Source organism: Pseudomonas sp. xss_2 (assembly GCF_043104195.1).
Lineage (GTDB): Bacteria > Pseudomonadota > Gammaproteobacteria > Pseudomonadales > Pseudomonadaceae > Aquipseudomonas > Aquipseudomonas urmiensis.
Map to the genome: position 1 here is coordinate 168,452 of NZ_JBICKL010000045.1, position 23,657 is coordinate 192,108.

The following is a 23,657-nucleotide window of genomic DNA, read 5'->3' on the forward strand; positions in this document are numbered from 1 at the left end:
CTTGGCATCGGCCATTGCCGCAGAGGGAAGGCGCCATGAGCACGCTGCTGTTGGTCGATAACCTGCCGATCGTGCGTGACGGCTTGCGGGCTGTGCTTGAGCGTGCCGGCCACCAGGTACTGGGCGAAGTCGACAACGGCCTGGATGCGCTGGAGCAGTGCCGGCTGCTGCACCCGCAGGTGGTCATTCTGGAATTATTGGTGCCGCAGCTGGGTGGGCTGGATTTGCTGCGCCGGCTGCGCGCCAGTCATCAGGGCATCAAACTGCTGGTGTACAGCGTGCAGGAAGCCAGCCTGTATGCCGCCCGTTCCTTGCAGGCCGGCGCCGATGCCTATGTATGCAAGAGCGAAGCGCTTAGCCAATTGCACAGCGCCCTGCAGGCGCTAAGCCATGGACGCAGCTACTTCCCCCGTGAAGTCGCCCGCCAGGACCTCGACGGTGCAGGCGAAGATGACTTGACCCAGCTCTCCGGGCGCGAACTCACCGTGTTGCAGATGCTCAGCCAAGGGCTGAGTAACAAGGACATCGCCGAGCAGCTCAGCCTGAGTTACAAGACCATCAGCACCTATAAGGCGCGTCTGCATCAGAAGCTCAAGGTCGGCAACGATTTCCAGTTGCTCGAAGTCGCCCGCAGCCATGGCTTGGTTGCCGGCGACGAGGCGAGCAGGGCGCAGGCGCCTTCCAGCGACCCGCAACTGCTACGCGAGCACGGCTTGTTACGGGCGCTGCTCGACGCGGCCCCCTACCCGATGTTCGTGCGCGACCTCGCAGGCCGCCTGCTGATGTGTAACCGCCGCTACCTGGCCTACGCCGGAGAAAGTTTCGAAGCGATCCACGGCTCTACCATCGACCAGGCGCTGTGGTTGCCAGCGCCATTGCGCGAGCGTTCACGGCAGCGCTTCACCGAGGCGGTTGCGCGGCAAGAGCCGTTTCTGGCCGAAGCGGTAATCGAGCATCTGGGTGAAGTGGTTGCCATGCACATCTGGTGCACACCGTTTCGCGACCAGAGCGGTCAATTGGTGGCCATGCTCGGCGGCATGCGTGACCTCACCGAGCGCGATCGGCTGCTCTCGACATTGCGTCACGAGGGCGCCGAGGCGCGCTATGAAAGCCATCTGAAGAGCTCGACCCTGGCAGCTGTCAGCCAGGAACTTGGGCAAATGCTGGCCGTGTTTCGAACCGCTGTGCAACGCCTGCTTGGGCCAAGCGATGAGCCCTTGCGCCCAGCTCTGCAAAGCCTGGCAGAACACGTTCAGGCCATGTACCAGTGCCTGGCCAAGGTCGATGCCCTGATGGATCAGGATGACCACCCAGGTCAGGCGCAACGCGCAGCGCATGACCTGGGCAACCTGACCGAAGCGATCCTGGCGCCGGTGCGCCAGCAACTGCAAGCGCGGGGCTGTGAGCTGGACCTGGGGCCAGGGCTGCGTGCACTGCAAAGCGCGTGGATCGATGCTCGCCACTACCGGCAATTGCTCGAGGGCCTGTGCGGCTACCTGCAACTGCGGCCACTGCCGGCGCACCTGAGCTTGCGTCTGGCTACCCGGATTCAACCGCGAGGCTTGTTGCGCCTGAGCCTGGAGCTGACGCCCTGGTACCCGGCCCTAGAGCAAGCGCCGTCCGAAGTGTCGGCGTATGCCACTCTCCAGCGCCTGCTTTTGCGCTTGCAGGGGCGCGCTCAAACCCTTGCCCCTGATGACGGTGACACGCTGGTACTGCGAGTAGAAATGGACCTGCCACAGGTGCTCGCCGACAGCGGTCGATGAAACCAAGCGCTGGGCAAACCATCAAATCCTCGAACGTCGTCGAAACGCCGGCTGTGTCGCACTACGGGGCCTTTACTGATAGGCTTCACCCAGCTAACCACCTGCTCCCCAGGAGCCGTTATGACTGGCCACAACGCCTCCTTTCCAGTGGACTTTCCACCCCATGTCGGCGCATCGGATAACGCTCTGTGCGACATAGAGCTATTGCACAGCATCAGCGTCGCGCTGATCGGTGAGCAGGACCTCGAAGCGTTGTACGGCAAGATCGTCGATGCGGCGGTGTTCATTACCGGCTCGCAGTTCGGCACGATGCAGCTGCTGTGCCCTCAGACGCATAGTTCTGGTCACGGCGGTGAACTGCAGCTGCTGTGCTCACGCGGTCTGCCCGCCGAAGCGGTCGGTTTCTGGCAGTGGGTACCGCCAACGGCCCACAGCAGCTGTACGCAAGCGCTCAAGCTCGGCAAGCGGGCGATCATCGCCGACTTCGAACAGTGGGCTGAGATCGCCGGTACTGAAGACCTGAACGCCTTCCGCCGCACCGGTATCCGATCTGCCCAGTCGACGCCGCTGCTGTCGCGCGATGGCAGGCTGCTGGGGATGATCTCGACCCATTGGAGTGCGCCCCATCAGCCCTCCCAGCGCGACTTGCGCTTGCTCGACATCCTCGCCCGCACCGCTGCGGATCTACTCGAGCGGACCATGGCCGAAGAAGCCCTGCGCGTCCGCGAGCAAGAGCTTGAACGTACCTGCGCGCAATTGCGGGCAAGCGAAGAACAGCAGCGCAAGGCCAAAGCTCAGCTGCGTGAGCTGAACGAAACCCTTGAGCAGCGGGTGGTCGCGCGTACCGCAGAGCTGATGCAGGCCGAAGAAAAACTGCGCCAGTCGCAGAAGATGGAAGCGGTCGGCCAGCTAACGGGGGGCTTGGCTCACGATTTCAATAATCTGCTTGCCGGCATCTCCGGCTCGCTTGAATTGATCAGCATGCGCATCGCCCGTGGCCGCCTGGGCGATATCGACAAATACATGGTCGCCGCGCAAGGCGCTGCCAAGCGTGCGGCCGCGCTTACCCATCGATTGCTGGCCTTCTCGCGGCGGCAGACGCTCGAGCCGCGACCGCTCAACGTCAATACCTTGATGTACGGCATGACCGAGCTGATCCAGCGCACCGCCGGCCCTGGCATTCAAGTCCAGACCATTGGCGATGCGGACCTGTGGCCAGCGTTCGTCGACGCCAGTCAGCTGGAAAATGCGCTGCTCAATTTGTGCATCAACGCCCGTGATGCCATGCCTGATGGGGGGCGCATTACCTTGCACGCCAGCAATCAATGGCTGGACCGAGTGGCTGCCCTGGCACACGATGTTCCCGAGGGTGCTTATCTGTGCCTGAGCGTGACCGACACCGGCAGTGGCATGCCTGCGGACGTGATGGCGCACGTGTTCGAGCCATTCTTTACCACCAAGCCGCTCGGCCAGGGTACTGGCCTGGGCTTGTCGATGATCTATGGCTTTGCCCAGCAGTCTGGCGGCCAGGTGCGCATCCGCTCCACAGTCGGTGAAGGCACCACGGTGTTCATCTACCTGCCGCGCCACCACGGCGACGCCCCCCCCGAGGAGCCCGCACCCGGCAAAGCGGCGGTGTCGATTGCCCAGCCTGGCGAGACCGTACTGTTGGTGGACGATGAACCGACCATGCGTATGCTACTGGCCGATGTGCTCAGCGAGCTCGGCTATACCGTGATCGAGGCCGCCGACAGCGCCACCGGGCTGCAGCTGTTGCGCTCGGACGTGCACATCGACTTGCTGATCACCGATGTCGGCCTGCCCGGTGGCATGAACGGGCGGCAAATGGCCGATGCCGGGCGGCAACTTCGGCCAACCCTCAAGACCTTGTTCATCACCGGTTACGCCGAGCACGCGGTGATCGGCGAGGGTCAGCTGCAACCTGGCATGCAGGTGCTGACCAAGCCATTTGCGGTCGACAGCCTGGGCGGGCGTGTGCGTGAGCTGCTGGCGTTGCAGCCGAATCAGCTCTCTGGGAGCGCGCCTGAGTCTTGATCGCCCTGGGCAGCCAACTTCGCCCGGTCTGCTTTGCAGATGTATTTGGGTTTGTTTTTGGGAGCCAGTTTGGCGCTGGCTTTTTTCGCGTGAGCCTTTAACAGCTGCTTGATTTTTTTCTGCCGATTCATGGTTTCAACTCGATTCGTGACTGCGTGGGATATCAACCCGATCCCAGGGGCTCGGTCGAACGGCTGGCTAGCCGGTGTCCGCGATGGCGAAATTCTACTCCATTGCTGCGGGATCGGTATCGATCTGCGTGGCGCGGACAAGCACCGCCGCTGACTGAGCGGCCTTCGAGCACCTCGCCCCGCTTAGCGTCGAGCCAAATGCTGCTGCGGCGCCATGAACGCTGCATGGAAGTAGCTGCGCAGCGCCTGCATCGCCGGGCTTAATTCGCGCTCGCGATGCCAGGCCAGGCCAACGCTCATGGGCGTGACCTGATCGCTGATGGTCACGGTCTCGATGCGCTTGCCTTCCAACGACCACGGACGGTGCACCAGATCCGACAGAATCGCCACGCCGCTGCCATTGGCAACCATGCTGCGCACCGCCTCGACCGAGCTTGTGCGCACGCGCACATCTGGTTGCTGCCCAGCCTGTTGCCAATACCGCATCGCGCTTTGTTCGGCTTCATCGACCGTAAGCAGGATGTAGGGTTGCTGGGCGACATCGGCCAGGCTCACCGCCGAGCGTTCGCACAGCGGGTGATGGCTGGGCAGCCACAGTCGGCGTTCGGAGTTGAACAGCGTCTCGGAAACGATATCCGGGTGGGTAAGGTTGGCGGTCAATACCACGGCCATGTCGAAGCGACCTTCGAGCAACCCCTGCTCGATGGCGCTGCGCTCCTGTTCATGAACCTCGATCAGCACATCGGGGTGCCAGTGCTCCAGGCGTTGCAAGTGATGCGGCAGAAAGTAACCAATGACCGTGTAGCTCGCTGCCAGGCGCAGCAGACCGCTGGCGCGTACATCCGGCAGCGGGCTGTTCAGCGCATCGTCGACGCTGCGCAGGATCACGTAGGCGCGGTTGAGAAAATGCCGGCCAGCGTCGGTCAGGCTCATGCCTTGGGCCGAGCGCTGGAACAGCAGCGCGCCGAGCATGGCCTCAAGCTCCTTGATCGCGGTGGTCACCGCCGACTGGGAAATGTTCAGGTGCAGCGCCGCCTGGGAGATCTGGCCGATCTCGGCGGTGGCAACGAAATAGCGCACCTGGCGCAAGGTCAGCGACATGCAGGCTCCGGTAATGGGTATCTGTTTTTCAGAAGACAGCCCATCTGTTTATAGATCTTCCCAAGGGGTGCTGGGGAATTTAACGTGGGCTGCAGCAACCCACAAGCAGGCACCGTAGGAGAGCGCACAATGCAGGTCGTGGATTTCAACTCGGACATGGGCGAGGGCTTTGGCCCCTGGACCATCGGCGATGGCGTCGACCATGAGCTGATGGCCTTCATCAGTTCGGCCAACATCGCCACCGGTTTTCATGCCGGCGACCCCGGCACCATGCGCCGTACGGTGGAGCGGGCCAAGGCGTTGGGCGTGGCTATCGGTGCTCACCCAGGCTTTCGCGACCTGGTCGGCTTTGGCCGTCGGCACATCAATGCCCCGGCGCAGGAACTGGTCGATGACATGCTCTACCAGCTTGGCGCCCTGCGCGAGATCGCTCGCGCCCAAGGCGTGGCCTTGCAGCACGTCAAGCCCCATGGCGCGCTGTACATGCACTTGGCGCGCGATGAAGAGGCTGCACGCTTGCTGGTTGAAAACCTGCAGCGGCTGGAGCCTGAACTGCTGCTGTACTGCATGCCCGGCTCGGTGATCTGCCGCATTGCCCAAACGCTTGGCCAGCCAGTGATTCGCGAGTTCTATGCCGACCGCGAATATGACCTGAGCGGCTCGATCGTGTTTACCCGGAACGTTCGCGGCTATGAGCCAAGCCATGTCGCCGAGCGGGTCTTGCGGGCCTGCCAAGAGGGGGTAGTGCGTACGGTCGAAGGCCAGGACCTGCCGATCAGCTTCGATTCCATTTGCCTGCATAGCGATACCCCAGGCGCCCTGCAGCTGGTCGAGGCCACACGCAAGGCCCTGGATGCTGCGGGGATCAGCGTGCGCGCGCCGCGCTGACGTCAACGGGCACCTGGCGCATACAGACCAGGGTCCGCAGAGTTGTTTTTGCCTGCCTTTCTACAAGTATTCCAAGAGGAACAGTCATGGCCGAGCATGCTTTCATCACTCCACTGCCTCGCCCCGGAGGCGCGAAATGAACGCGCCGATCCGCTACAGCTTTGGCGCCGACGAACACCTGTTTGCCGAGGTCAGCGACAGCATGTCGCTGGAGGCCTTCTTCAAAGGCATGGCCGTGACCCGCGCGGTCGAGCGCCTGCAACTGGATGGGGTGCTCGATGTGTGCCTGGCCAACGCCTCGTTCCAGATCCGCTTCGATCCTGATCGCATCGCCCCGCAGGCGCTGCTCGAAGCGGTGCAGGGCGCGGAGGCCGAGGCCGTCGCCGAGCGCTCGTTGCACACGCGGATCATCGAGATCCCGGTGCTGTACAACGATCCCTGGACCCATGAAACGCTGATGCGTTTTCGCGACCGGCATCAGGACCCAGACGCCACCGACCTTGAGTACGCGGCGCGGATCAATGGCCTGGCCGATGTCGAGGCGTTCATTGCCGCCCACAGCGGTGCGCCGTGGTTCGTGTCGATGGTCGGCTTCGTTGCCGGCTTGCCGTTCATGTTCCAGATGGTCGAGCGTGAACGTCAGCTGCAAGTGCCCAAGTATTTGCGTCCACGGACCGACACGCCGAAGCTGACCCTGGGCCATGGCGGGTGCTTTGGCTGCATCTACTCAGTGCGCGGGGCAGGTGGCTATCAGATGTTCGGCGTAACCCCCGCGCCGATCTACGATCCGCAGCAGCAGTTGGATTACCTCAAGGAACACATGGTGTTCTTCCGGCCGGGCGATATCGTCCAGTTCAAACCAATTGACCGCGATGCCTATGACCAGGCCGTGGATGAGGTTGAAAGCGGCCGGTTCACTCTGCGCATCCGTTCGGTGGAATTCTCCCTGGATGCTTTTTTAGCCGACCCGGTTGGCTATCCCCAGTCGCTGCAGGAGGCATTGGCATGATCAAGGTACTCAAGCCTGGCCTGGCCACCTCGGTGCAGGACCTGGGCCGTGAAGGCTACTACCACCTGGGTATCCCGCCATCGGGTGCGCTCGACCAATATGCGCTGCGCGCGGCTAACCAACTGGTCGGCAACCCGGCCGGCGCAGCCGGGCTGGAATGCACCCTGGTAGGGCCGGAGCTGGAGTTCCAGGCCGATGCCCTGGTGGCGGTGTGCGGCGCGCAGATGCCCGTGCGCCTGGACGGGGTGGAGCAGTATCCGGACACGGCGTTCAAGGTCCGCGCCGGGCAGGTGTTGCGCTTTGACTTCCCCCGCGCCGGCGCGCGCGCCTATCTGGCGGTGGCCGGTGGCATCGATGTCCCGCAGGTGCTGGGCAGTCGCTCCACCTACGGGTTGGGCGCGCTGGGGGGGTGGCAGGGGCGCAAGCTGGTGGCGGGCGACCTGTTGCCGGTGGGTGTGGCCAGCGGTAAAAACCGCGCAGGTGCCAGCCTGCCGATGGCCCTGCGGCAGAGTCTGGGCGGGGAGGTGCTGCTGCGGGTGGTGCCCGGTCTGTACTACGACCGCTTGACGGCGACGGCCGCGCGCGATTTCTTCAGCGATGCCTGGACGGTGGGGTCCGAGGCGGACCGAATCGGCTATCGCTTCAAGGGCGGTAGCGCGTTGAGTTTCCAGCCGCGCGAGCAACCTTTTGGCGCGGGCTCCGATCCTTCTAATATCGTCGACAGTTGCTACCCGATTGGTTCGATCCAGGTACCGGCAGGCTTGGAGCCGATCATCCTGCACCGGGATGCGGTATCCGGTGGCGGTTACGCGATGATTGGCACGGTGATCAGTGCTGACCTGGATTTGATCGGCCAGATGCAGCCCAACCAGCAGGCGCGGTTCGTTGAGGTGACGCTTGAGCAGGCGTTGGAGGCGCGGCGTTCATACAAGAAGCGCCTGGCGTTTGTGCAGCGGCTGTTTACCTGAAAGCCAGCGCTTGTTGGGTCAGTTGTGGCGCTATCGCGGGGCAAGCCCGCTTCTACACGATCTGCGCAGCACGCATCGATCGTGTAGGAGCGTCGCGTGCTGCGTCGTACAAAGTCGGCAGGTCGTTGAACGCGCAAGAACGATCAAATCCCCACCCCAGACATTTGCTACTGTCGGCGCTGCTTTGGAGGAGCATCGTCATGCGCAGTATCGAAAATATCCTGTGGTTCATCGAGTCGGAGTTGCAGTCGGAGCTCGACCTGGGCCGGGTTGCCCAGCGCTTCGACCTGTCGCCGTTCGCCCTGTCGCGTTATTTCTCGCTGACCACCGGTTGGCCGGTGATGCGCTACATCCGTGCCCGTCGGCTTAGCGACGCGGCCCTGGCGCTGCGCAACGGTCAGCCGGACATCTTGCAGGTGGCGTTGACGGCAGGCTATGGCTCCCACGAAGCCTTCACCCGTGCGTTCTGCGAGCAATTTGGCGTCACGCCGAAACAGGTTCGCGAGCAGCCCGACAATGACCTTTCCCTGGTTGAGCCGCTGAGAATGAAACAACTGAAATTGATCGAGTTGCCCGAGCCGCGTTTCGAGCGTCGTGGCGAGTGGGTTATCGCAGGCGTAGGTGGGCGATTTACCTTCGACAAGAACGAGGGCATCGTCGGCCTGTGGCAGGCGTTCGATCCGTACATGGACCAGGTGCCCGGCCAGGTAGGGCGTTGGTGCTATGGGCTGTGCTGCAACCCGGGGGAGGATGGCAGCTTTGAGTACATCGCCGGTATCGAAGTGTCGCGCATCGATGGGCTGCCAGCGTCATTTCGCTCATTCAAGGTGGCGCCGCAGGACTATGCGGTGTTTCGCCATCAAGGCCACATTTCGATGATCCACCAGACGATGTTCACCATTTTCAATCAGTGGCTGCCAGCGTCAGACTACCGCTTTGCCGATGCGCCTGAGTTCGAGGCCTACAGCCCTGACTTTGATCCGGGGCGTGAGACCGGTTACGTCGAGGTGTGGATTCCGATAGCCCGCCGTTGAGGCGTGCGCCAAGCGAGGCTCAGACGTACTAACAGCAGATCAAGGGTGATGGGCGCGTGGGCTGACAAAGGTCAGCGATAGCGGAGCAAAGCGAGGAGGGTGAGGTGCGCGTCCCTGCGCAGAATGGATAGGGGCGATGACTTAGAAGCTGTATTTGGCCGTCAGCATCATGTTGCGTGGGGCGCCATAAGTGTCGCCGCCGTACTGCCAGGAAGAGGAGATCGACGAGTAGTATTTGCGATCGAAGATGTTGTTGGCATTGAGTTGCAGGTCCAGGTGCTGGTTGACCTGATAGCCGGCCATCACGTCAGTGACGGCATAGGCGCCCTGGATCAAGCGGTAGTTGCTGCCGTCGCTAAGCGCGATGTCGTTGTACATGCGGCTCTGCCAGTAGACGTTGCCGCCGACGCGCAGTTTTTCCAGCGGGCCCTGGAAGCGGTAGACAGTCGAGAGCTTGAACATGCGCTCGGGCAAGTCGGTGGTCAGCTGCTTGTTGACCTTCTCCGGGCTTTTTTCATCCTTGGTGGTGTGCGCGCGAGCATAGGTGTAACCGGCGCCGACCTGCCAGTTCTCGGTCAGTGCGCCCTGCAGCTCCAACTCGATACCCTGGCTGCGAACCTCACCGGAAGCCTCGTAGCACGCCAGTTGTGGGCACGGTACGTCGACTTGTACGGCTCGGTTTTCCTGGTCGATGCGGAACACCGCCAAGCTTGCGTTCAGGGCGCCGTCGAAGTATTCACCCTTGATGCCGACCTCGTAGTTCTTGCCCACGATCGGCTTGACCGGCGTGCCGGAGACGTCCTTGGAGCTCTGCGGGTTGAAGATGTCGCTGTAGCTGACATACACCGAGTGATGCTCGTCCAGATCGTAGATCAGGCCGGCATAGCGGGTGACGTTGCGGGTCACCTTGTAGCTGGCGTCGGAGTCGTCACGGTTGTCGTAGTCGTACCAGTCCAGGCGCCCACCGAGGATCAGTTTCAGCGGGTCGGCCAGGCTCAGGCGGGTACTCATGTAGACCGCATCCTGGGTGGTGACTTCACGGGTGTTGTCGGTGTGGACGAAGTTCGGCTTCGGCCCATTGAGCGGCCAGAACATGTTGTAGGGGCTGTAGTTGTTGGTGGTCATGTCATAAATGCGTTTGCTCGCACCCACCACCAGTTCGTGGCTGCGACCAAAGGCTTGGAATGGGCCGCTGGCGAACGCGTCCAGGCCGGCCTGGTTTTCTTCCTGGCCAGACTGGTAGACGGTTCTTTGCAGCGACCGGTCGGCGGCCCAGCGCGACTGATAGGAACCGGAGAACAGCGCATCCTGCTCGCTATAGGTGGCATTGACCTGCAATTTCCAGTCGTTGGCCAGGCGCTGGCGCACCTCGGCGAACACTGTGTTGATTTCCTGATCTTTGTTTTCCCAGTCAGTGCCTGGGTTGTACGAGCGCGGCAAATCCAGGTGGTGGCCGTCCAGGCCGACCATCGACGCGCCCCAGAAGTAATTGGTCTTGTCTTTCTGGTTGGAGAAGCCCAGCGTCAGGGTGGTGTCGTCGCTCAGGTCCGCTTCAGTGATCGCATAGAACAGGCCATGGCTTTCCTCCATGCTGTCGACGAAACCGTTGGCGTCACGATAGGAGGCGACCACTCGTCCGCGCAGGGTGCCGCTGTCGTTGAGCGGGCTGGAGGCGTCGATCTCGCCGCGGTAGTTGTCCCAAGTGCCGGCAGCCCCGGTCAGGGTGACTTTCTGTTCGGCCAGCGGGCGCTTGCGGACCAGGTTGATCGCTGCCGAGGGGTTGCCGCTGCCGGTGACCAGGCCGGTTGCGCCACGCACTACTTCCACCCGGTCGAACATTGCCAGGTTCGGCTGGGCGCCGACCGTCCAGCCCTGATAGTTACTGGGGATGCCGTCGTACATCAGGTTATCGATATCAAAGCCGCGCGCCGAATACGTCTGGCGCCCTGGGCCGCTGGATTGGCTGAGGAACAGGCCGGGGCTGTACTTGACCACGTCATTGATGCTGGTCATGGCCTGGTCGTCCATGCGCTGACGGGTGATCACGGTCACCGCTTGTGGGGTCTCGCGCAGGCTCAAGGGCAATTTGGTTGCAGTGGCCATGGCGCCGGTGGTGTAGGAGGTCGTTCCTTCTGTCGTGCTGCCCAGACCGGTAGAGCTGACCTCGGTAGCGCCGAGCTCCATTACCGCACCATTGGATTGCGCCTGATCCTTAGGCTGGTCGGCTTCCTCGGCCAGCGCCGGAGCGACGGTCGCCATACAGATGGCCATGGCCAGTAGATTGCGTGAGGGGCTGAAGCGGCGTTGCGAAGAAGGGCGCGACATGAGCAGCGGTTCCTGACGGGTTGAAAGAGCAAATAATTCTGCGTCTGAGAATGATTAGCAATTAGTGTGTCAGGATTTGTCGCGGTAGAGAAGACAGGTCCCCTACAATTTTTTAGGAAATTTTCACATTTGCAGGCGAAGGCTGGGAAAGCGCAGGAGAAGGTTGGCCGCAGGCCTAATCGCGAGCCTTGGCAATCCGCTTGCCAGCTTGCTGCGCCACTTCCAGCGCCTGGCCATCGCGCTGCTTGCCTTGGCGAGCCTGGCCCATCAGTTGCGGGATCAGCATGCCCTCGGGCAAGTGCCGCCAGAACCTGCCCGGCATGTGCAGGCGCAGGGCATCGGGGTTGAGCCGGGCCGGGTTGAAGGTGTGTCGGTAGTAGGTGCGCCACAGCTCTGCGCCAGGGTCTTCGGCGTGCCGCGCCCATTGGCGCCACTGCTCTGGGCACTGACGACGGTAATCCAGGGTTTGCCCATCGAAGCGCACAGCGTCGCGATCGGTTGCGATCAGCCAGCGCTGGCGGCCGAGACGATCGGCGAAGTGGCTGCTGGCACTTTCGAGGATGTCGTGCGCCGGTTCATGGTAGGCGACCAGGTCAAGCTGCAGCTGCTCGGCGAGCAGTGCTGGAAGCGGTACGAAACGCACGAAGGCGTGCAGGTGGTGAGCTTCGCGGCTGACCTGCTTGATCCGCCGGTGCAGTTCGCTACCCAGGCGATCACCTGCGAGCATGGCAGTGCGGTCGCCGTGGGCAACCCGCCAGAGCACCTCATAGAGCAGGTTCCAGCGCTGCTCGCCGTGGTAGCGGGCGGCCTGCTCCAGCTGGCTCAACAGGGCCGCCGGTACTTTCGCTTGGAATGGCCCACGGCCTTCTGGCAATGGCCTCGGCACGGCGAGCAAATCGTCGATCGGACCTTGTGCCCAGCTGACCTGGGCGGGGTCGATGCCGTGGCTGAGCAGCGTGCGCGCCTGTTCGCGCCACAGGGCAAAATGGTTGTCGCAATCGAGCGCGATCATCCCCACAGCCCCATCTGCACCGGGGCCTGCGGTTCGCGCAGGCGTGCGCGCAACAGGCCGCTGCGCAGCTCGGCTTGAGCCGGGCGGTAGTCACTGGTGACGATGAATGGGCGAGCCTTGTCCAGCACACACCGCAGCTGGATCAGGTCGTCATAGCGGATGCGCCGTTCCCGGCGCAGCGCCACCAGCCGCTGCACGCTGCGCAGACCGATGCCGGGGATGCGCGCCAACAGCGCAGGTTCGGCGCGGTTCACATCAAGCGGGAATACCTCTCGGTTGGCCAAGGCCCAGGCAAGCTTGGGGTCGATGTCCAGATCCAGGTTGCCTGCCTGGCTCAGTAGCTCGCCGGCCTTGTAGCCATAGCCGCGCATCAGGAAGTCGGCCTGGTACAGGCGGTGCTCGCGCAGCAGCGGCGGGGCTGCCAACGGCACGCTGTTGGGGCTGTCGGGTATCGGGCTGAAGGCCGAGTAATAAACGCGCTTGAGGCCATAGCCCTGGTACAGCGATTCGGCATTGCCCAGCAGGGTGCGGTCATCGGTGTCGTCGGCGCCGACGATCACTTGGGTGCTTTGTCCCGCCGGAGTGAAGCGCGGTGCACGAGGTTCGCCAGCTACTGCCAGCTGACCTTGCTGGATGGTGCCCATGGCCTGGCGGATGGTATGTGCGTGCTTTTCCGGAGCCAGGCGTTTGAGGCTGGCGTCGGTAGGCAGTTCGACATTGACGCTGAGCCGATCGGCCAGGCGGCCGGCTTGTTCGATCAGTAGGGGGTCGGCATCGGGAATGGTCTTGAGGTGGATGTAGCCTCGGAACTCGTGCTCCTCACGTAGCAGGCGCGCCACCTCGATCAGTTGCTCCATGGTGTAGTCGGCCGAGCGGATGATGCCGGAGCTGAGAAACAGGCCGCTGATGCAGTTGCGCCGGTAGAAATCCAGGGTAAGGCGCACCACCTCCTCAGGGCTGAAGCGCGCTCGCGGGACGTTGCTGGAGCGGCGGTTGACGCAGTATTGGCAGTCGTACAGACAGAAATTGGTCAGCAGTACCTTGAGCAACGAGACGCAGCGGCCATCGGGGGTGTAGCTGTGGCAGATGCCCATGCCATCGGTGGCGCCAAGCCCCTCGCGGCCACGCGAGCTGCGCTTGGGCGCACCGCTGCTGGCGCACGAGGCGTCGTATTTGGCAGCGTCGGCGAGGATGCCGAGTTTGGCGATGAGTTGCATGGGGTCTACTCAAAATACTGAATATTCATACAGTATTTGCAGAAGGGGCTGGATGCAAGTGCCTGTTGTCGTCTGTGTTCGCTTAACGCTGAAAGACGCAGGTTCCGCGATAGCGTCTACAGGGCCGGCGACGTTGCCTGATAGTACGCAATCGTGGGGCAAGCCCGCTCCGGGTTCTTGGGTGCTGGCAAATGATGCCCGAGTGAATTGCTCAGCTAAGCTTGATTCCAGGCTAAATGTGACGGAGCAGGGCATGGAGAAGCACGCAGAACAGATCGAGGCCCGCTGCGCCTCGTGGGAGAGGACATGAACATCACGATCAAGTCGAAATTGGCGTTGGCCAGCCTGGTCATGGCCTGCGGCCTATTCAATGCCCAGGCGGCAGAGACCAAGCGGGTCGATGTGTTGCTGGTGGGTGGCGGCATCATGAGCTCGACCTTGGCCATCTGGCTCAACGAACTGGAACCGGGTTGGTCGATGCAGATGGTCGAGCGCCTGGACAAAGTCGCCGAGGAAAGCTCCAACGGCTGGAACAACGCCGGCACCGGTCACTCGGCATTGGCCGAGCTCAACTACACACCGGAGAAAGACGGCAAGATCGACATCTCCAAGGCCATCGAGATCAATGAGTCGTTCCAGATCACCCGGCAGTTTCTGGCCTGGCAGGTCAAGAGCGGGGTGCTGAAGAACCCGCGCTCGTTCATCAACTCCACCCCGCACATGAGCTTCGTCTGGGGCGATGACAACATCCGCTTCTTGAAACGGCGTTACGAGGCGCTGCAGGCCAGCCCGCTGTTCCGCCCCATGCAGTACTCCGAGGACCCGGAGCAGATCAAGAAGTGGGTGCCGTTGATGATGGAAGGGCGTGATCCGAATCAGAAATTGGCGGTGACCTGGACGCCAATCGGCACTGATGTCAATTTCGGCGAGATCACCCGCCAGTACGTCGGCTACCTACAAACTCGACCGAATTTCGACTTGAAACTGTCGACCGAAGTGGAGGACATCACCCGTAACGACGATGGCTCTTGGCACGTCGAGTACAAGAACCTCAAGGACGGCAGTAAGTCGGCCACTGATACCAAGTTCTTGTTCATCGGTGCAGGTGGAGCGGCGCTGCCGCTGCTGCAAAAAGCCGGCATCGATGAGGCCAAGGATTACGCAGGCTTTCCGGTCGGCGGCTCGTTCCTGGTGACCGACAACCCGGCCATCGCCAAGCGGCACATGGCCAAGGCCTACGGTATCGCCTCGACCGGTGCGCCGCCGATGTCGGTGCCGCACCTGGACACCCGCGTGCTCGATGGCAAGCAGGTGATTCTGTTCGGGCCGTTCGCCACGTTCTCCACCAAGTTTCTCAAGGAAGGTTCGCTCCTGGACCTGTTTGCCAGCATGTCTACCCATAACGTCTGGCCGATGGTACGGGTAGGGGTGCGCGAGTTCGATCTGGTGCAATACCTGATCGGCCAAGTGCTGCAATCGGATGCTGATCGGTTTGACGCGCTCAAGACCTACTTTCCCAACGCCAAGCAGGAAGACTGGCGCCTGTGGCAGGCAGGCCAGCGTGTGCAGATCATCAAGAAGGACAAGGATCAGGGCGGTGTCCTGAAGCTGGGTACCGAAGTGGTCGCCGCCAAGGATGGCAGCATCGCCGGCTTGCTCGGTGCCTCGCCGGGCGCCTCGACGGCACCGCCGATCATGCTCGATCTGATGCAGCGGGTGTTCAAGGACAAAATGGCCTCGCCGGCCTGGCAGACCAAACTGCGTGAGATCATCCCATCCTATGGCACGCGGTTGAACGACCACCCAGACATGGTCGAGAAAGAGTGGGCCTATACCAACGAGGTACTGCAACTGGCAGTGCCGAGTAGTGCGCCAACGCCCGTGGCCACGCCCTGATCGTTAGCTTGTTGCGGGCAAGTCGGCACCCGGCTTTGCCCGCAGTCGAGTATCAGGCCTGAGCGGCCACCTCCCACACTTGCTGGCGGAACCATTTGCGTAATGGGTCGGTGTGGGTGCGTTCGTGCCAGATCTGCATGAGCTCGATTTTTGGCAACCGCAAGGGCATGGGGTAAATGCACAGCTCTGGATCACGCTCGACGGCTTCGACCGCCACTGCCCGCAGGCAGGTAAGGAGTAGATCGGTGCCGCGTATCAAGCGGGCCGGCGCCAGGAAGCTGGACAGCCCGGCCACCACCCGCCGGCTGCGCCCTTCAGCGCGCAGCGCGCGGTCGACCAGACCGTCGAGATCACCGGTCAGGGTGGTCAGCAGATGCTCGCAAGCAAGGAACGCCTCCAGGCTCATGCCTGCGCCAAGGCGCGGGTTGCTGCGTGCGGCCAGCACCACGAAGTCTTCGCTGAGCAGGCGCTGCTGGTGGAAGGTGTCCGGCAAATCGGTGTAGAAGCCGGCGATGGCCAGGTCGCAGGTGCCTTTTTCCAGGGCTTCGCGTGGCAGTTGGCCACGCGTGTTGTGGGTGATCAACACCAGGTTGGGCGCCTGGCTGCGGATGATCGGCAGCAACCGAGGTAGTAGCGTCTGCTCCATGTAGTCGGTGCTGTACAGATGCAGGCGGGCAGGGCGGGTGAGGAAGTCCTGGCCGTCGCAGCGTTCATAGAAACCCTGTAGATCCTCAACCAGACGCTGCACTTGCGGCGCCATCTCGTGAGCCCGGGGTGTCGGCGTCAGGCCGCGTGGCGCGCGCACGAACAAGGGGTCGCCGAACTGATGCCGCAGTTTGTTGAGCTTATGGCTTAGCGCCGGTTGGCTGAGGGCCATGCGCTCGGCGGCCAGGGTGGCATTGCGCTCTTGATAGAGCACGTGGAATACCAGCAACAGATTGAGATCTTTGTGAGTGATATTCATTTTTTGGATCGCAGGCATAAGCGCTTTCGAATTATCGAATCATAGCGCGCTGGTTAGCATAGGCCCACTGATCGTTACCACTCACTGGGAGGCCCCATGCCTATCAGCATTTTTGCCACCATCTGCCCCAAACCCGAACATCGCGACGCGCTAGAGCAAGCCCTGCGTTCATTGGTTGCCGATTCGCGCGCCGAGCCCGGCAATCTGCGCTACGACCTGTTCGTTCGAGAGGGCGATGAAGTGGCGTTCGAGCTGTTCGAGCTGTACACCGACCACGCTGCCATCGAGGCGCACCGGCAGAGCGCTCACTATCAGGCTTATTGCGCCACTGTCGCCGACTGGCTGGTTAGCGCCCCGCAAGTCCATCTGGCTCGTCCACTGGACACCGCTCCTTTCGCCTGAATCTGGGAAGACTGATGAACAAGACCTCTACTCTGGCGCTGGCTATTGCCGGTGCGCTGTTTGCCGGTGGCGCCGCCGCCGCGCCCAAGGGCGAAGTGCTGGTGCTGCTGTCCAGCGAAAATCAACTGCCGTTACAAGACGGCAAGCAGTACTCCACCGGTTATTACCTCAACGAATTCGGCGTACCAGCCGACCAGTTGTTAAAGGCCGGTTACACGCTGGTGTTGGTCACGCCCAAGGGTAATGCGCCCAGCGTCGATGTACGCTCGGTCGACCCGCAGTACTTTGGCGGTGACGCCGCAGAAATGCAGCGTATAGGCAAACTGGTGGACAGCCTGCCTGGGATCAAAGACACCCTGTCAGTCAAAGAAGTGCTCGCTGGGGATTTGCATCGTTACGCGGGGTTGTTCATTCCAGGTGGCCATGCGCCGTTGATTGATCTGGCCAATAACCCCGATGTTGGCGCGCTGTTGCGTCATTTCCATCAAGTGGGCAAGCCAACCGCGGCCATCTGCCACGGACCGATTGCGCTGTTGTCTGCCCAGCAGGACCCTGCCAGCTACCAGGCAGCGTTGGCTCGCGGCGACAAACCAGCGGCCAGTAACTGGATCTACCAGGGCTATCGCATGACCATTTTCTCCGACCCCGAGGAACAGGTCTTCGAAGGCTCGCTGAAGGATCAACGGCTGTTGTTCTACCCGGCCAACGCCATGGCTGGGGCGGGAGGCCAGATGAACTACGCCAACGCCTGGACGCCCCACGTGGTGGTCGACCGCGAGCTGATCACTGGGCAGAACCCGTTTTCCGACAAGGCGCTGGCCAAAGCGTTGGTTGAGAGCCTGGAAAAGCGCGGGGGAACTGACTGATTGAGTCTGCTGAACCAGCAGCACGGCGGTGACCTGCAGTTGGTTGATGACAGCCGAACTCTCTAGCTAATGCAGTCCTATTCTAAACCTTAGCCTTGCTCGGTTTCGTCAGCCCATCCACCGCCAATACCACCGCGCCGGCCATGATGGCGATATCGGCGAGGTTGAATACGCCGGTGTGCAGCGACCCGAGATTGAGCACCAGGTAGTCGACCACGTGGCCGTCGCGGGCGACGCGGTCGATCAAGTTCGATACCCCACCCAGGGCGATGAAATACACCGACACCGCCTTGAGCGGTGCGCGTGTCCAGCGCGACAGGGCCCAGCCGATCGCCCAGCAGCACACCACGCCGACGGCAACAACGAAAATCAGTTGCTTCAAACCGGGGGCAAGGTTGGCGCCCAGGCTCAGAAACGCACCCGGGTTGAGGCTCAGGCTCACATCCATCCAGGCGACACTGTTACCGAAGCTGTAGCTCTGCGCCTTGAGGGCGACCAGTGCGAGCAGTTTGATCCATTGATCGAAGATGACGAAGGCGACACCGATGAGCACGGCGACGAGGCGGCTTTGCGACAGCTGGGGCATTGAAGGCAGTCCTTTGCTGCGCCTGGTCGGTTGGAAGTGGCAAGTGGGCGCGCAGCGGCGCGAAGATAGCGCAGGCCGCCCAGCGCGTCTATCCGGCAACCGCCCGGTCGCACAAGCCGAGGGCTAGACTTAAAGCCTTGGACTGTTGCACAGCACCCGGCAACAGTCGCCACTATCGATCCGACCACCGCCCGTAGCCGCGCGCAGTGGGTGCTCCCTGGCTGACGGTGGCCTTCGCGTAGAGGAGGTCAGGTCATGGACGAGGCAAAGCTGCAAGACTTCATGGGCAAGCTGGTCGGCGACATGGGCGCGGCGGCAACGCTGGCCAATGTCATTCTTGGCGATGAGCTGGGGCTGTATCGGGCCATGGCCGACAGCCAGCCGGTCACGCCTCAGGCACTGGCGCAAAAGACCGGCTGCCACCCACGCCTGGTGCGCGAGTGGCTCAATGCCCAGGCTGCATCCGGCTACATGCGCCACGACAACGGGACTTTCCTGTTGCCAGAGGAACACGCCTTGGCCCTGGCCATCGAGGACTCGCCCGTGTACATGGCGGGCGGGGCAGCGGTGGTGGCGGCGCTGTTTCATGACAAGGACAAGCTGGTGAGCGCCATGCGTGGTGACGGTGGCCTGGCCTGGGGCGATCATCACCCGTGCATGTTCAGCGGCACCGAGCGTTTCTTCCGGCCGGGTTATCGCACGTTCCTGGTGGCTGAGTGGCTACCGGCACTCGAGGGGGTAGTCAGTAAGCTTGAGAAAGGCGCGAAGGTGGCCGATATCGGTTGTGGCCACGGCGCCTCGACCCTGGTCATGGCTCAGGCGTTTCCCGCCTCGCGCTTTGTCGGCTATGACTACCACGCGCCTTCGATCCTCACCGCCCGGGAGCGGGCCAAAGAGGCGGGGCTTGAACAGCATGTCGCGTTCGAGCAGGCCACTGCCAAGAACTACCCAGGCCATGACCACGACCTGGTGTGCTTCTTTGACTGCCTGCATGACATGGGCGACCCGGTGGGGGCGGCGCGCCACGCCTATCACGCGCTCAAGGACGACGGCACGGTGATGCTGGTCGAGCCCTACGCCGAAGATACCCTGGATGGCAATATCAACCCGGTCGGGCGCTTGTTCTATGCAGCCTCCACGTTCATCTGCACGCCGAACTCGCTATCCCAGGAAGTGGGCCTTGGATTGGGTGCGCAAGCGGGCGAGGCGCGGCTCAGGGCGGTGTTCGAGGAGGCAGGCTTCAAGCAGTTCCGGCGTGCGACGCAGACGCCGTTCAACTTGATCCTGGAGGCGCGCAAGTAAGCGCAAGGGAGATGCAGAAGGGGCGCCATGATGGCGCCCCTTCAGTGTGCTGCTTAGGCTTGAGCGTCCCAAGGACGATCGCCTTTTTCATCTTTGACGCGGGTCGGCAGGCCCATCACGTCCAACGCCTTGAGGAACGGCTCAGCTGGCAGCTCCTCGACGTTGACCATGCGCTGCACGTCCCACTGACCGCGCGCGACCAGCAGGGCCGCCGCCACTGGCGGAACGCCGGCGGTGTAGGAGATACCCTGGCTGTCGGTCTCGGCGTAGGCTTCTTCGTGGTCAGCTACGTTGTAGATGAACACTTCGCGCGGCTGGCCATCCTTGGTGCCCTTGACCAGGTCACCGATGCAGGTCTTGCCGGTGTAGCCCGGGGCCAGCGAGGAGGGGTCAGGCAGCACGGCCTTGACCACTTTCAGTGGCACTACTTCCAGGCCTTCGGCGGTCTTGACCGGTTGCTCGGAGAGCAGGCCGAGGTTCTTCAGCACGGTGAACACATTGATGTAGTGCTCGCCGAAGCTCATCCAGAAACGCACGTTGGCAACGCCAAGGTTCTTCGACAGCGAGTGCACTTCGTCATGACCGGTCAGGTACAGGTTCTGCGAACCTACTACCGGCAAGTCGTCGGTGCGCTTGACCTCGAACATGGTGTTGCTGGTCCATTGGCTGTTCTGCCAGCTCCAGACTTGACCGGTAAACTCGCGGAAGTTGATTTCCGGGTCGAAGTTGGTGGCGAAGTACTTGCCATGGGAACCGGCATTGACGTCGAGGATGTCGATCGAGTCGATCTGGTCGAAATACTGCTGCTGTGCCAATGCGGCATAGCTGTTCACCACACCCGGGTCGAAACCGACGCCGAGAATGGCGGTAATGTTCTTGTCTTGGCACTCTTCGAGGTGTTTCCACTCGTAGTTGCCGTACCAGGGCGGAGTCTCGCAGATCTTGCCCGGTTCTTCGTGAATGGCGGTGTCAAGGTAGGCGACACCGGTATCGATGCAGGCACGCAGCACCGACATGTTGAGGAAGGCGGAACCCACGTTGATCACGATCTGCGATTCGGTTTCGCGGATCAGCGCTTTGGTCGCCTCGACATCGAGTGCATTGAGCGAGAAGGCCTGGATGTCGGCGGGTACCTTGAGGCTACCCTTGGCCTTGACGCTGTCGATGATGGCCTGGCATTTGGAGATGTTCCGCGACGCAATGGCAATACGACCGAGTTCGTCGTTATGCTGCGCGCACTTGTGGGCCACCACCTTGGCGACACCTCCTGCACCAATGATAAGAACGTTCTTCTTCAATTTATCCCTTGCTCCTTACTAAATGGCCTGTCTTACGACAGGCTCGAAACGTAGTCTTCAAAACCGAACTCGCGCACCACTTCGACGCTGCCGTCGAGTTGCTTGACCACGATGGACGGCATCTTCAGACCGTTGAACCAGTTTTTCTTGACCATGGTGTAGCCGGCCGCGTCAACGAACGACAGGCGATCGCCGATGGCCAGCGGACGCTCGAACTGGTACTCGCCGAAGATGTCGCCGGCCAGGCACGATTTGCCGCAGACCATGTAGGTGTGCTCGCCATCGTTGGGGGCCATCTTGGCGTCGAGGCGGTAGATCAGCAGGTCGAGCATGTGCGCTTCGATCGAGCTGTCGACCACGGCCAGGTTCTTGCCGTTGAACAGGGTGTCGAGCACGGTCACTTCGAGCGAGGCGCTCTGGGTGATGGCGGCTTCGCCCGGCTCCAGGTAGACCTGCACGCCGTATTTCTCGGAGAAGCCCTTCAGGCGCGCGCAGAACTCATCCAGCGCGTAGTCGGCGCCCGTGAAGTGGATACCGCCGCCCAGGCTGACCCACTCGACCTTGTGCAGCAGATGGCCGAAGCGCTCTTCGATGTGCGCCAGCATCTTGTCGAACAGGCTGAAGTCGCCGTTCTCGCAGTTGTTGTGGAACATGAAGCCGGAGATCTGCCCGATGACCTTTTCGATCTTCTCCGGGTCCCACTCGCCGAGGCGGCTGAACGGTCGCGCGGGGTCGGCCAGCAGGTAGTCGGAGCTGCTCACCTGCGGGTTGACGCGCAAGCCGCGGACCTTGCCTTCGGACTGCTCGGCAAAGCGCTGCAGCTGGCCGATCGAGTTGAAGATGATCTTGTCGCAGTTGACCAGCATGTCTTCGATTTCATCGTCGGCCCACGCCACGCTGTAGGCGTGGGTTTCGCCGGCGAACTTTTCGCGGCCGAGCTTGAGTTCGTAGAGCGAGGACGAAGTGGTGCCGTCCATGTACTGCTGCATCAGGTCGAACACCGACCAGGTGGCGAAGCACTTGAGTGCCAGCAGGGCCTTGGCCCCGGAGTTTTCGCGCACGTAGGCGATCTTCTCCAGGTTGCCCAGCAGCTTCTGTTTGTCGATGAGGTAATACGGCGTCTTGATCATTTAAAGGCCCCCGGCCAGGCCGGCCAAAAAAAGGACACGCATTGTGCCTTCCCGCGCCGCATATCGAAAGGGTCGAAGACGCATTTCGTCTGAGTTGCGTAACACATTGCTACTGCGGTGCCAGCAGTGGAGCAGAGCAATGTGACCATCCTAATCGTGGCACCGGCCTGAGCCGTGAGAATCCGACCGGTGCAAAGAATGAACCTTCGTCGAAAATCTCCAGTCGCACCTTGTACCTTCACGCAAAAAGGACGTTCACGATGAAAGCACTGACTCGACTGTTCACAGGCGTTGCCTTGGTTGGCGCACTCGGCGCGAGTGCGGCCTGGGCTGACCAGCCTGGCGCTGACTGGAAGGTCACCAAGGATCAGGCCGAAGCCAGCCTCAAGGCTGCGGGCTACACGCAGATCACCAAGATCGAGGCCGACGATGGCCATTGGGAAGGTGAGGGTATGAAGGCCGATGGCATGAAGTATGACTTCCATGTCGATCCGCACACCGGCAAGATCACCAAGGATGAGATGGATCACTAAACACTGGCTGGCAGCTTGAAGTTTGTGCGGTGGTGCTCATTTGCCCGTGCCTGGCATGGGCTTTTTTTCATTGGTGCCTGACCACGCTGGCACATTCGATCAACGCTGCCCAAGTTGTCTGCATCAGCCTTGCAAATCTTCTTGAACCATCTGCAGGAAAGTCGCCACTACCCGCCGCGTGCGCTGTTCACTCAAGCACACCAGCGTTTCGGTCAGATGCCGCTGACAATCAATGATCGGCAACGCGCACACCCGCGCATCCGCGCCAAACTCCGCCGCCGAAACCACGCCCACGCCAATCCCCACCACCACCGCCTCGCGCGCTGCCTCGCGGCCTTCTACCTGGATCGCCGGGCGGATACGCAAGCCAGCCCGCTGCATTTCCTCTTCCAATGTCTGGCGAGTCACCGAGCCGGGTTCGCGTAGCACCAGCGGCGTGTCATCCAGGTCAGCCAGGTTGATCGCGCCACGGCTGGCCCACGGATGGTTGTGCGAAACGAACGCCACCATCGGGTCGCGGCGCATCGGCACGCAGTACAAGCGCTCGTCGTCGACATCGCGACCGAGCAGGGCGAGGTCGGCCTGATAGCTGAACAATCGGGCCAGGGATTCGTCGGTGTTGCCCGTCTCGATCTTGACCTGGATCCCCGGATAACGCTGGCAGAAACGAGCAATCTGCGGCAGCACGTGCACAGGTGCATCCACCGCCAGCACCAGGCTGCCGGTGTGCAGGGCGCGGGAATCCTGCAGCAACTCGACCGCCTCGGCTTCGCAGGCGAACAACCGTTGCGTGACGCCCAGCAAACGTTCGCCCAGGTCAGTCAGTTGTACCGAACGCTTGTTGCGGTGAAACAGCAGCACGCCGAAGCGCTTCTCCAGTTTGCGCACTTGATCGGAGACCGCCGGTTGGGTCAGGAACAGTTTTTCCGCAGCGCGGGTAAAGCTGCCGTGCTCGGCGACTGCGTGAAAGGCCTTGAGTTGAGCCTGGGAAACCGACATACCGCCTCCAGTAACAAGCTGAGCTTATGTGTGAAATACGATAAATCGATTTTTGTTATCAGTCAGCACCTGTTTCCATACCCTTCAACCCCAAGGCGCTGCCACAAGCAGCCCTGAACGGCCATGGCAGCACGCGGTCACCCCAGACTGCTGCGCCATCTGACCCATGACGGGC

General features: G+C 61.9%; 21 protein-coding genes. 11 read left to right on the forward strand and 10 right to left on the reverse strand.

The annotated features are described in order from the left end of the window. Positions 1-35 precede the first annotated feature (35 nt). A complete protein-coding gene (locus ACF8K2_RS08645) occupies positions 36-1,766 on the forward strand; it encodes a response regulator (protein WP_392464349.1) in 1,731 nt (576 codons plus the stop codon). Positions 1,767-1,886: 120 nt separating this feature from the next. Beyond that, on the forward strand, positions 1,887-3,821 hold the full coding sequence (locus tag ACF8K2_RS08650; protein WP_392464350.1) for an ATP-binding protein: 1,935 nt from the start codon (positions 1,887-1,889) through the stop codon (positions 3,819-3,821). Here ACF8K2_RS08650 and ACF8K2_RS08655 read toward each other — a convergent pair. Beyond that, the gene (locus tag ACF8K2_RS08655) at positions 3,791-3,952 is read right to left on the reverse strand and encodes a DUF2986 domain-containing protein (RefSeq protein ID WP_186555124.1); all 162 of its coding nucleotides are present in this window, start codon (positions 3,950-3,952) and stop codon (positions 3,791-3,793) included. The two genes, ACF8K2_RS08650 and ACF8K2_RS08655, sit on opposite strands and share 31 nt — an antisense overlap. A gap of 183 nt (positions 3,953-4,135) precedes the next feature. Next, the gene (locus ACF8K2_RS08660; protein ID WP_186555125.1) at positions 4,136-5,053 is read right to left on the reverse strand and encodes a LysR family transcriptional regulator; all 918 of its coding nucleotides are present in this window, start codon (positions 5,051-5,053) and stop codon (positions 4,136-4,138) included. Positions 5,054-5,182: 129 nt separating this feature from the next. Here ACF8K2_RS08660 and ACF8K2_RS08665 point away from each other — a divergent pair, with 129 nt between their 5' ends. The 4 genes from ACF8K2_RS08665 (at position 5,183) to ACF8K2_RS08680 (ending at position 8,952) form a co-directional block, all read left to right on the forward strand. After that, positions 5,183-5,941 (forward strand): 5-oxoprolinase subunit PxpA, encoded by a 759-nt coding sequence (locus ACF8K2_RS08665; RefSeq protein ID WP_186555126.1) that lies wholly within the window; start codon positions 5,183-5,185, stop codon positions 5,939-5,941. Positions 5,942-6,077: 136 nt separating this feature from the next. Next, a complete protein-coding gene (locus ACF8K2_RS08670; RefSeq protein ID WP_264233414.1) occupies positions 6,078-6,950 on the forward strand; it encodes an allophanate hydrolase subunit 1 in 873 nt (290 codons plus the stop codon). After that, complete coding sequence (locus ACF8K2_RS08675) at positions 6,947-7,918, forward strand: biotin-dependent carboxyltransferase family protein (protein ID WP_392464352.1); 972 nt, start codon at positions 6,947-6,949, stop codon at positions 7,916-7,918. The genes ACF8K2_RS08670 and ACF8K2_RS08675 overlap by 4 nt, the downstream gene beginning before the upstream one ends. 200 nt (positions 7,919-8,118) lie before the next feature. Continuing rightward, the gene (locus ACF8K2_RS08680; RefSeq protein WP_186555129.1) at positions 8,119-8,952 is read left to right on the forward strand and encodes an AraC family transcriptional regulator; all 834 of its coding nucleotides are present in this window, start codon (positions 8,119-8,121) and stop codon (positions 8,950-8,952) included. 141 nt (positions 8,953-9,093) lie between these two features. Here ACF8K2_RS08680 and ACF8K2_RS08685 read toward each other — a convergent pair whose 3' ends face one another. The 3 genes from ACF8K2_RS08685 to ACF8K2_RS08695 form a co-directional block, all read right to left on the reverse strand. Continuing rightward, complete coding sequence (locus tag ACF8K2_RS08685) at positions 9,094-11,277, reverse strand: TonB-dependent siderophore receptor (RefSeq protein WP_392464354.1); 2,184 nt, start codon at positions 11,275-11,277, stop codon at positions 9,094-9,096. Between the two features lie 175 nt (positions 11,278-11,452). Next, a complete protein-coding gene (locus ACF8K2_RS08690) occupies positions 11,453-12,295 on the reverse strand; it encodes a TIGR03915 family putative DNA repair protein (RefSeq protein WP_392464356.1) in 843 nt (280 codons plus the stop codon). Beyond that, positions 12,286-13,506, reverse strand: coding sequence for a putative DNA modification/repair radical SAM protein (locus tag ACF8K2_RS08695; RefSeq protein ID WP_186555132.1), 1,221 nt, complete (start codon positions 13,504-13,506; stop codon positions 12,286-12,288). Before ACF8K2_RS08695 ends, ACF8K2_RS08690 begins: the two co-directional genes overlap by 10 nt. Positions 13,507-13,812: 306 nt before the next feature. On the opposite strand from ACF8K2_RS08695, the gene mqo reads away from it, so the two are divergent. Next, positions 13,813-15,402: a malate dehydrogenase (quinone) gene (mqo, locus tag ACF8K2_RS08700; protein WP_392464358.1), complete on the forward strand. Its 1,590-nt coding sequence runs from the start codon at positions 13,813-13,815 to the stop codon at positions 15,400-15,402. A gap of 52 nt (positions 15,403-15,454) precedes the next feature. On the opposite strand, the gene ACF8K2_RS08705 is transcribed toward mqo, so the two are convergent. Then, on the reverse strand, positions 15,455-16,366 hold the full coding sequence (locus ACF8K2_RS08705) for a LysR family transcriptional regulator (RefSeq protein WP_392464360.1): 912 nt from the start codon (positions 16,364-16,366) through the stop codon (positions 15,455-15,457). 96 nt (positions 16,367-16,462) lie between these two features. On the opposite strand from ACF8K2_RS08705, the gene ACF8K2_RS08710 reads away from it, so the two are divergent. Then, positions 16,463-16,768, forward strand: a complete 306-nt coding sequence (locus ACF8K2_RS08710) for a putative quinol monooxygenase (RefSeq protein WP_392464361.1) — start codon at positions 16,463-16,465, stop codon at positions 16,766-16,768. A gap of 14 nt (positions 16,769-16,782) precedes the next feature. Further along, positions 16,783-17,634 (forward strand): type 1 glutamine amidotransferase domain-containing protein, encoded by an 852-nt coding sequence (locus tag ACF8K2_RS08715; protein ID WP_392464362.1) that lies wholly within the window; start codon positions 16,783-16,785, stop codon positions 17,632-17,634. Positions 17,635-17,716: 82 nt separating this feature from the next. Here the strand turns inward: ACF8K2_RS08715 and ACF8K2_RS08720 are convergent, their stop codons facing one another. Further along, entirely contained in the window at positions 17,717-18,220 is a 504-nt protein-coding gene (locus ACF8K2_RS08720) for a signal peptidase II (RefSeq protein ID WP_392464364.1), read from the reverse strand. A 255-nt stretch (positions 18,221-18,475) separates the two neighbouring features. On the opposite strand from ACF8K2_RS08720, the gene ACF8K2_RS08725 reads away from it, so the two are divergent. Further along, the gene (locus tag ACF8K2_RS08725; protein ID WP_392464366.1) at positions 18,476-19,522 is read left to right on the forward strand and encodes a class I SAM-dependent methyltransferase; all 1,047 of its coding nucleotides are present in this window, start codon (positions 18,476-18,478) and stop codon (positions 19,520-19,522) included. Between the two features lie 53 nt (positions 19,523-19,575). Here ACF8K2_RS08725 and ACF8K2_RS08730 read toward each other — a convergent pair whose 3' ends face one another. After that, a complete protein-coding gene (locus ACF8K2_RS08730; RefSeq protein WP_186555139.1) occupies positions 19,576-20,820 on the reverse strand; it encodes a saccharopine dehydrogenase family protein in 1,245 nt (414 codons plus the stop codon). Positions 20,821-20,852: 32 nt separating this feature from the next. Next, positions 20,853-21,950 (reverse strand): carboxynorspermidine decarboxylase, encoded by a 1,098-nt coding sequence (locus ACF8K2_RS08735; protein WP_186555140.1) that lies wholly within the window; start codon positions 21,948-21,950, stop codon positions 20,853-20,855. Between the two features lie 260 nt (positions 21,951-22,210). On the opposite strand from ACF8K2_RS08735, the gene ACF8K2_RS08740 reads away from it, so the two are divergent. Continuing rightward, on the forward strand, positions 22,211-22,483 hold the full coding sequence (locus ACF8K2_RS08740) for a PepSY domain-containing protein (protein WP_186555141.1): 273 nt from the start codon (positions 22,211-22,213) through the stop codon (positions 22,481-22,483). A gap of 123 nt (positions 22,484-22,606) precedes the next feature. Here ACF8K2_RS08740 and ACF8K2_RS08745 read toward each other — a convergent pair whose 3' ends face one another. Then, positions 22,607-23,482: a LysR substrate-binding domain-containing protein gene (locus tag ACF8K2_RS08745; RefSeq protein WP_392464368.1), complete on the reverse strand. Its 876-nt coding sequence runs from the start codon at positions 23,480-23,482 to the stop codon at positions 22,607-22,609. Between the last annotated feature and the right edge of the window lie 175 nt (positions 23,483-23,657).

Bases quoted from the DNA above. Each gene is read 5' to 3' on its own strand.
- ACF8K2_RS08645 (WP_392464349.1), top strand. From the start codon at position 36: ATGAGCACGCTGCTGTTGGTCGATAACCTGCCGATCGTGCGTGACGGC.
- ACF8K2_RS08650 (WP_392464350.1), top strand. From the start codon at position 1,887: ATGACTGGCCACAACGCCTCCTTTCCAGTGGACTTTCCACCCCATGTC.
- ACF8K2_RS08655 (WP_186555124.1), bottom strand. From the start codon at position 3,952: ATGAATCGGCAGAAAAAAATCAAGCAGCTGTTAAAGGCTCACGCGAAA.
- ACF8K2_RS08660 (WP_186555125.1), bottom strand. From the start codon at position 5,053: ATGTCGCTGACCTTGCGCCAGGTGCGCTATTTCGTTGCCACCGCCGAG.
- ACF8K2_RS08665 (WP_186555126.1), top strand. From the start codon at position 5,183: ATGCAGGTCGTGGATTTCAACTCGGACATGGGCGAGGGCTTTGGCCCC.
- ACF8K2_RS08670 (WP_264233414.1), top strand. From the start codon at position 6,078: ATGAACGCGCCGATCCGCTACAGCTTTGGCGCCGACGAACACCTGTTT.
- ACF8K2_RS08675 (WP_392464352.1), top strand. From the start codon at position 6,947: ATGATCAAGGTACTCAAGCCTGGCCTGGCCACCTCGGTGCAGGACCTG.
- ACF8K2_RS08680 (WP_186555129.1), top strand. From the start codon at position 8,119: ATGCGCAGTATCGAAAATATCCTGTGGTTCATCGAGTCGGAGTTGCAG.
- ACF8K2_RS08685 (WP_392464354.1), bottom strand. From the start codon at position 11,277: ATGTCGCGCCCTTCTTCGCAACGCCGCTTCAGCCCCTCACGCAATCTA.
- ACF8K2_RS08695 (WP_186555132.1), bottom strand. From the start codon at position 13,506: ATGCAACTCATCGCCAAACTCGGCATCCTCGCCGACGCTGCCAAATAC.
- mqo (WP_392464358.1), top strand. From the start codon at position 13,813: ATGAACATCACGATCAAGTCGAAATTGGCGTTGGCCAGCCTGGTCATG.
- ACF8K2_RS08705 (WP_392464360.1), bottom strand. From the start codon at position 16,366: ATGAATATCACTCACAAAGATCTCAATCTGTTGCTGGTATTCCACGTG.
- ACF8K2_RS08710 (WP_392464361.1), top strand. From the start codon at position 16,463: ATGCCTATCAGCATTTTTGCCACCATCTGCCCCAAACCCGAACATCGC.
- ACF8K2_RS08715 (WP_392464362.1), top strand. From the start codon at position 16,783: ATGAACAAGACCTCTACTCTGGCGCTGGCTATTGCCGGTGCGCTGTTT.
- ACF8K2_RS08720 (WP_392464364.1), bottom strand. From the start codon at position 18,220: ATGCCCCAGCTGTCGCAAAGCCGCCTCGTCGCCGTGCTCATCGGTGTC.
- ACF8K2_RS08725 (WP_392464366.1), top strand. From the start codon at position 18,476: ATGGACGAGGCAAAGCTGCAAGACTTCATGGGCAAGCTGGTCGGCGAC.
- ACF8K2_RS08735 (WP_186555140.1), bottom strand. From the start codon at position 21,950: ATGATCAAGACGCCGTATTACCTCATCGACAAACAGAAGCTGCTGGGC.
- ACF8K2_RS08740 (WP_186555141.1), top strand. From the start codon at position 22,211: ATGAAAGCACTGACTCGACTGTTCACAGGCGTTGCCTTGGTTGGCGCA.
- ACF8K2_RS08745 (WP_392464368.1), bottom strand. From the start codon at position 23,482: ATGTCGGTTTCCCAGGCTCAACTCAAGGCCTTTCACGCAGTCGCCGAG.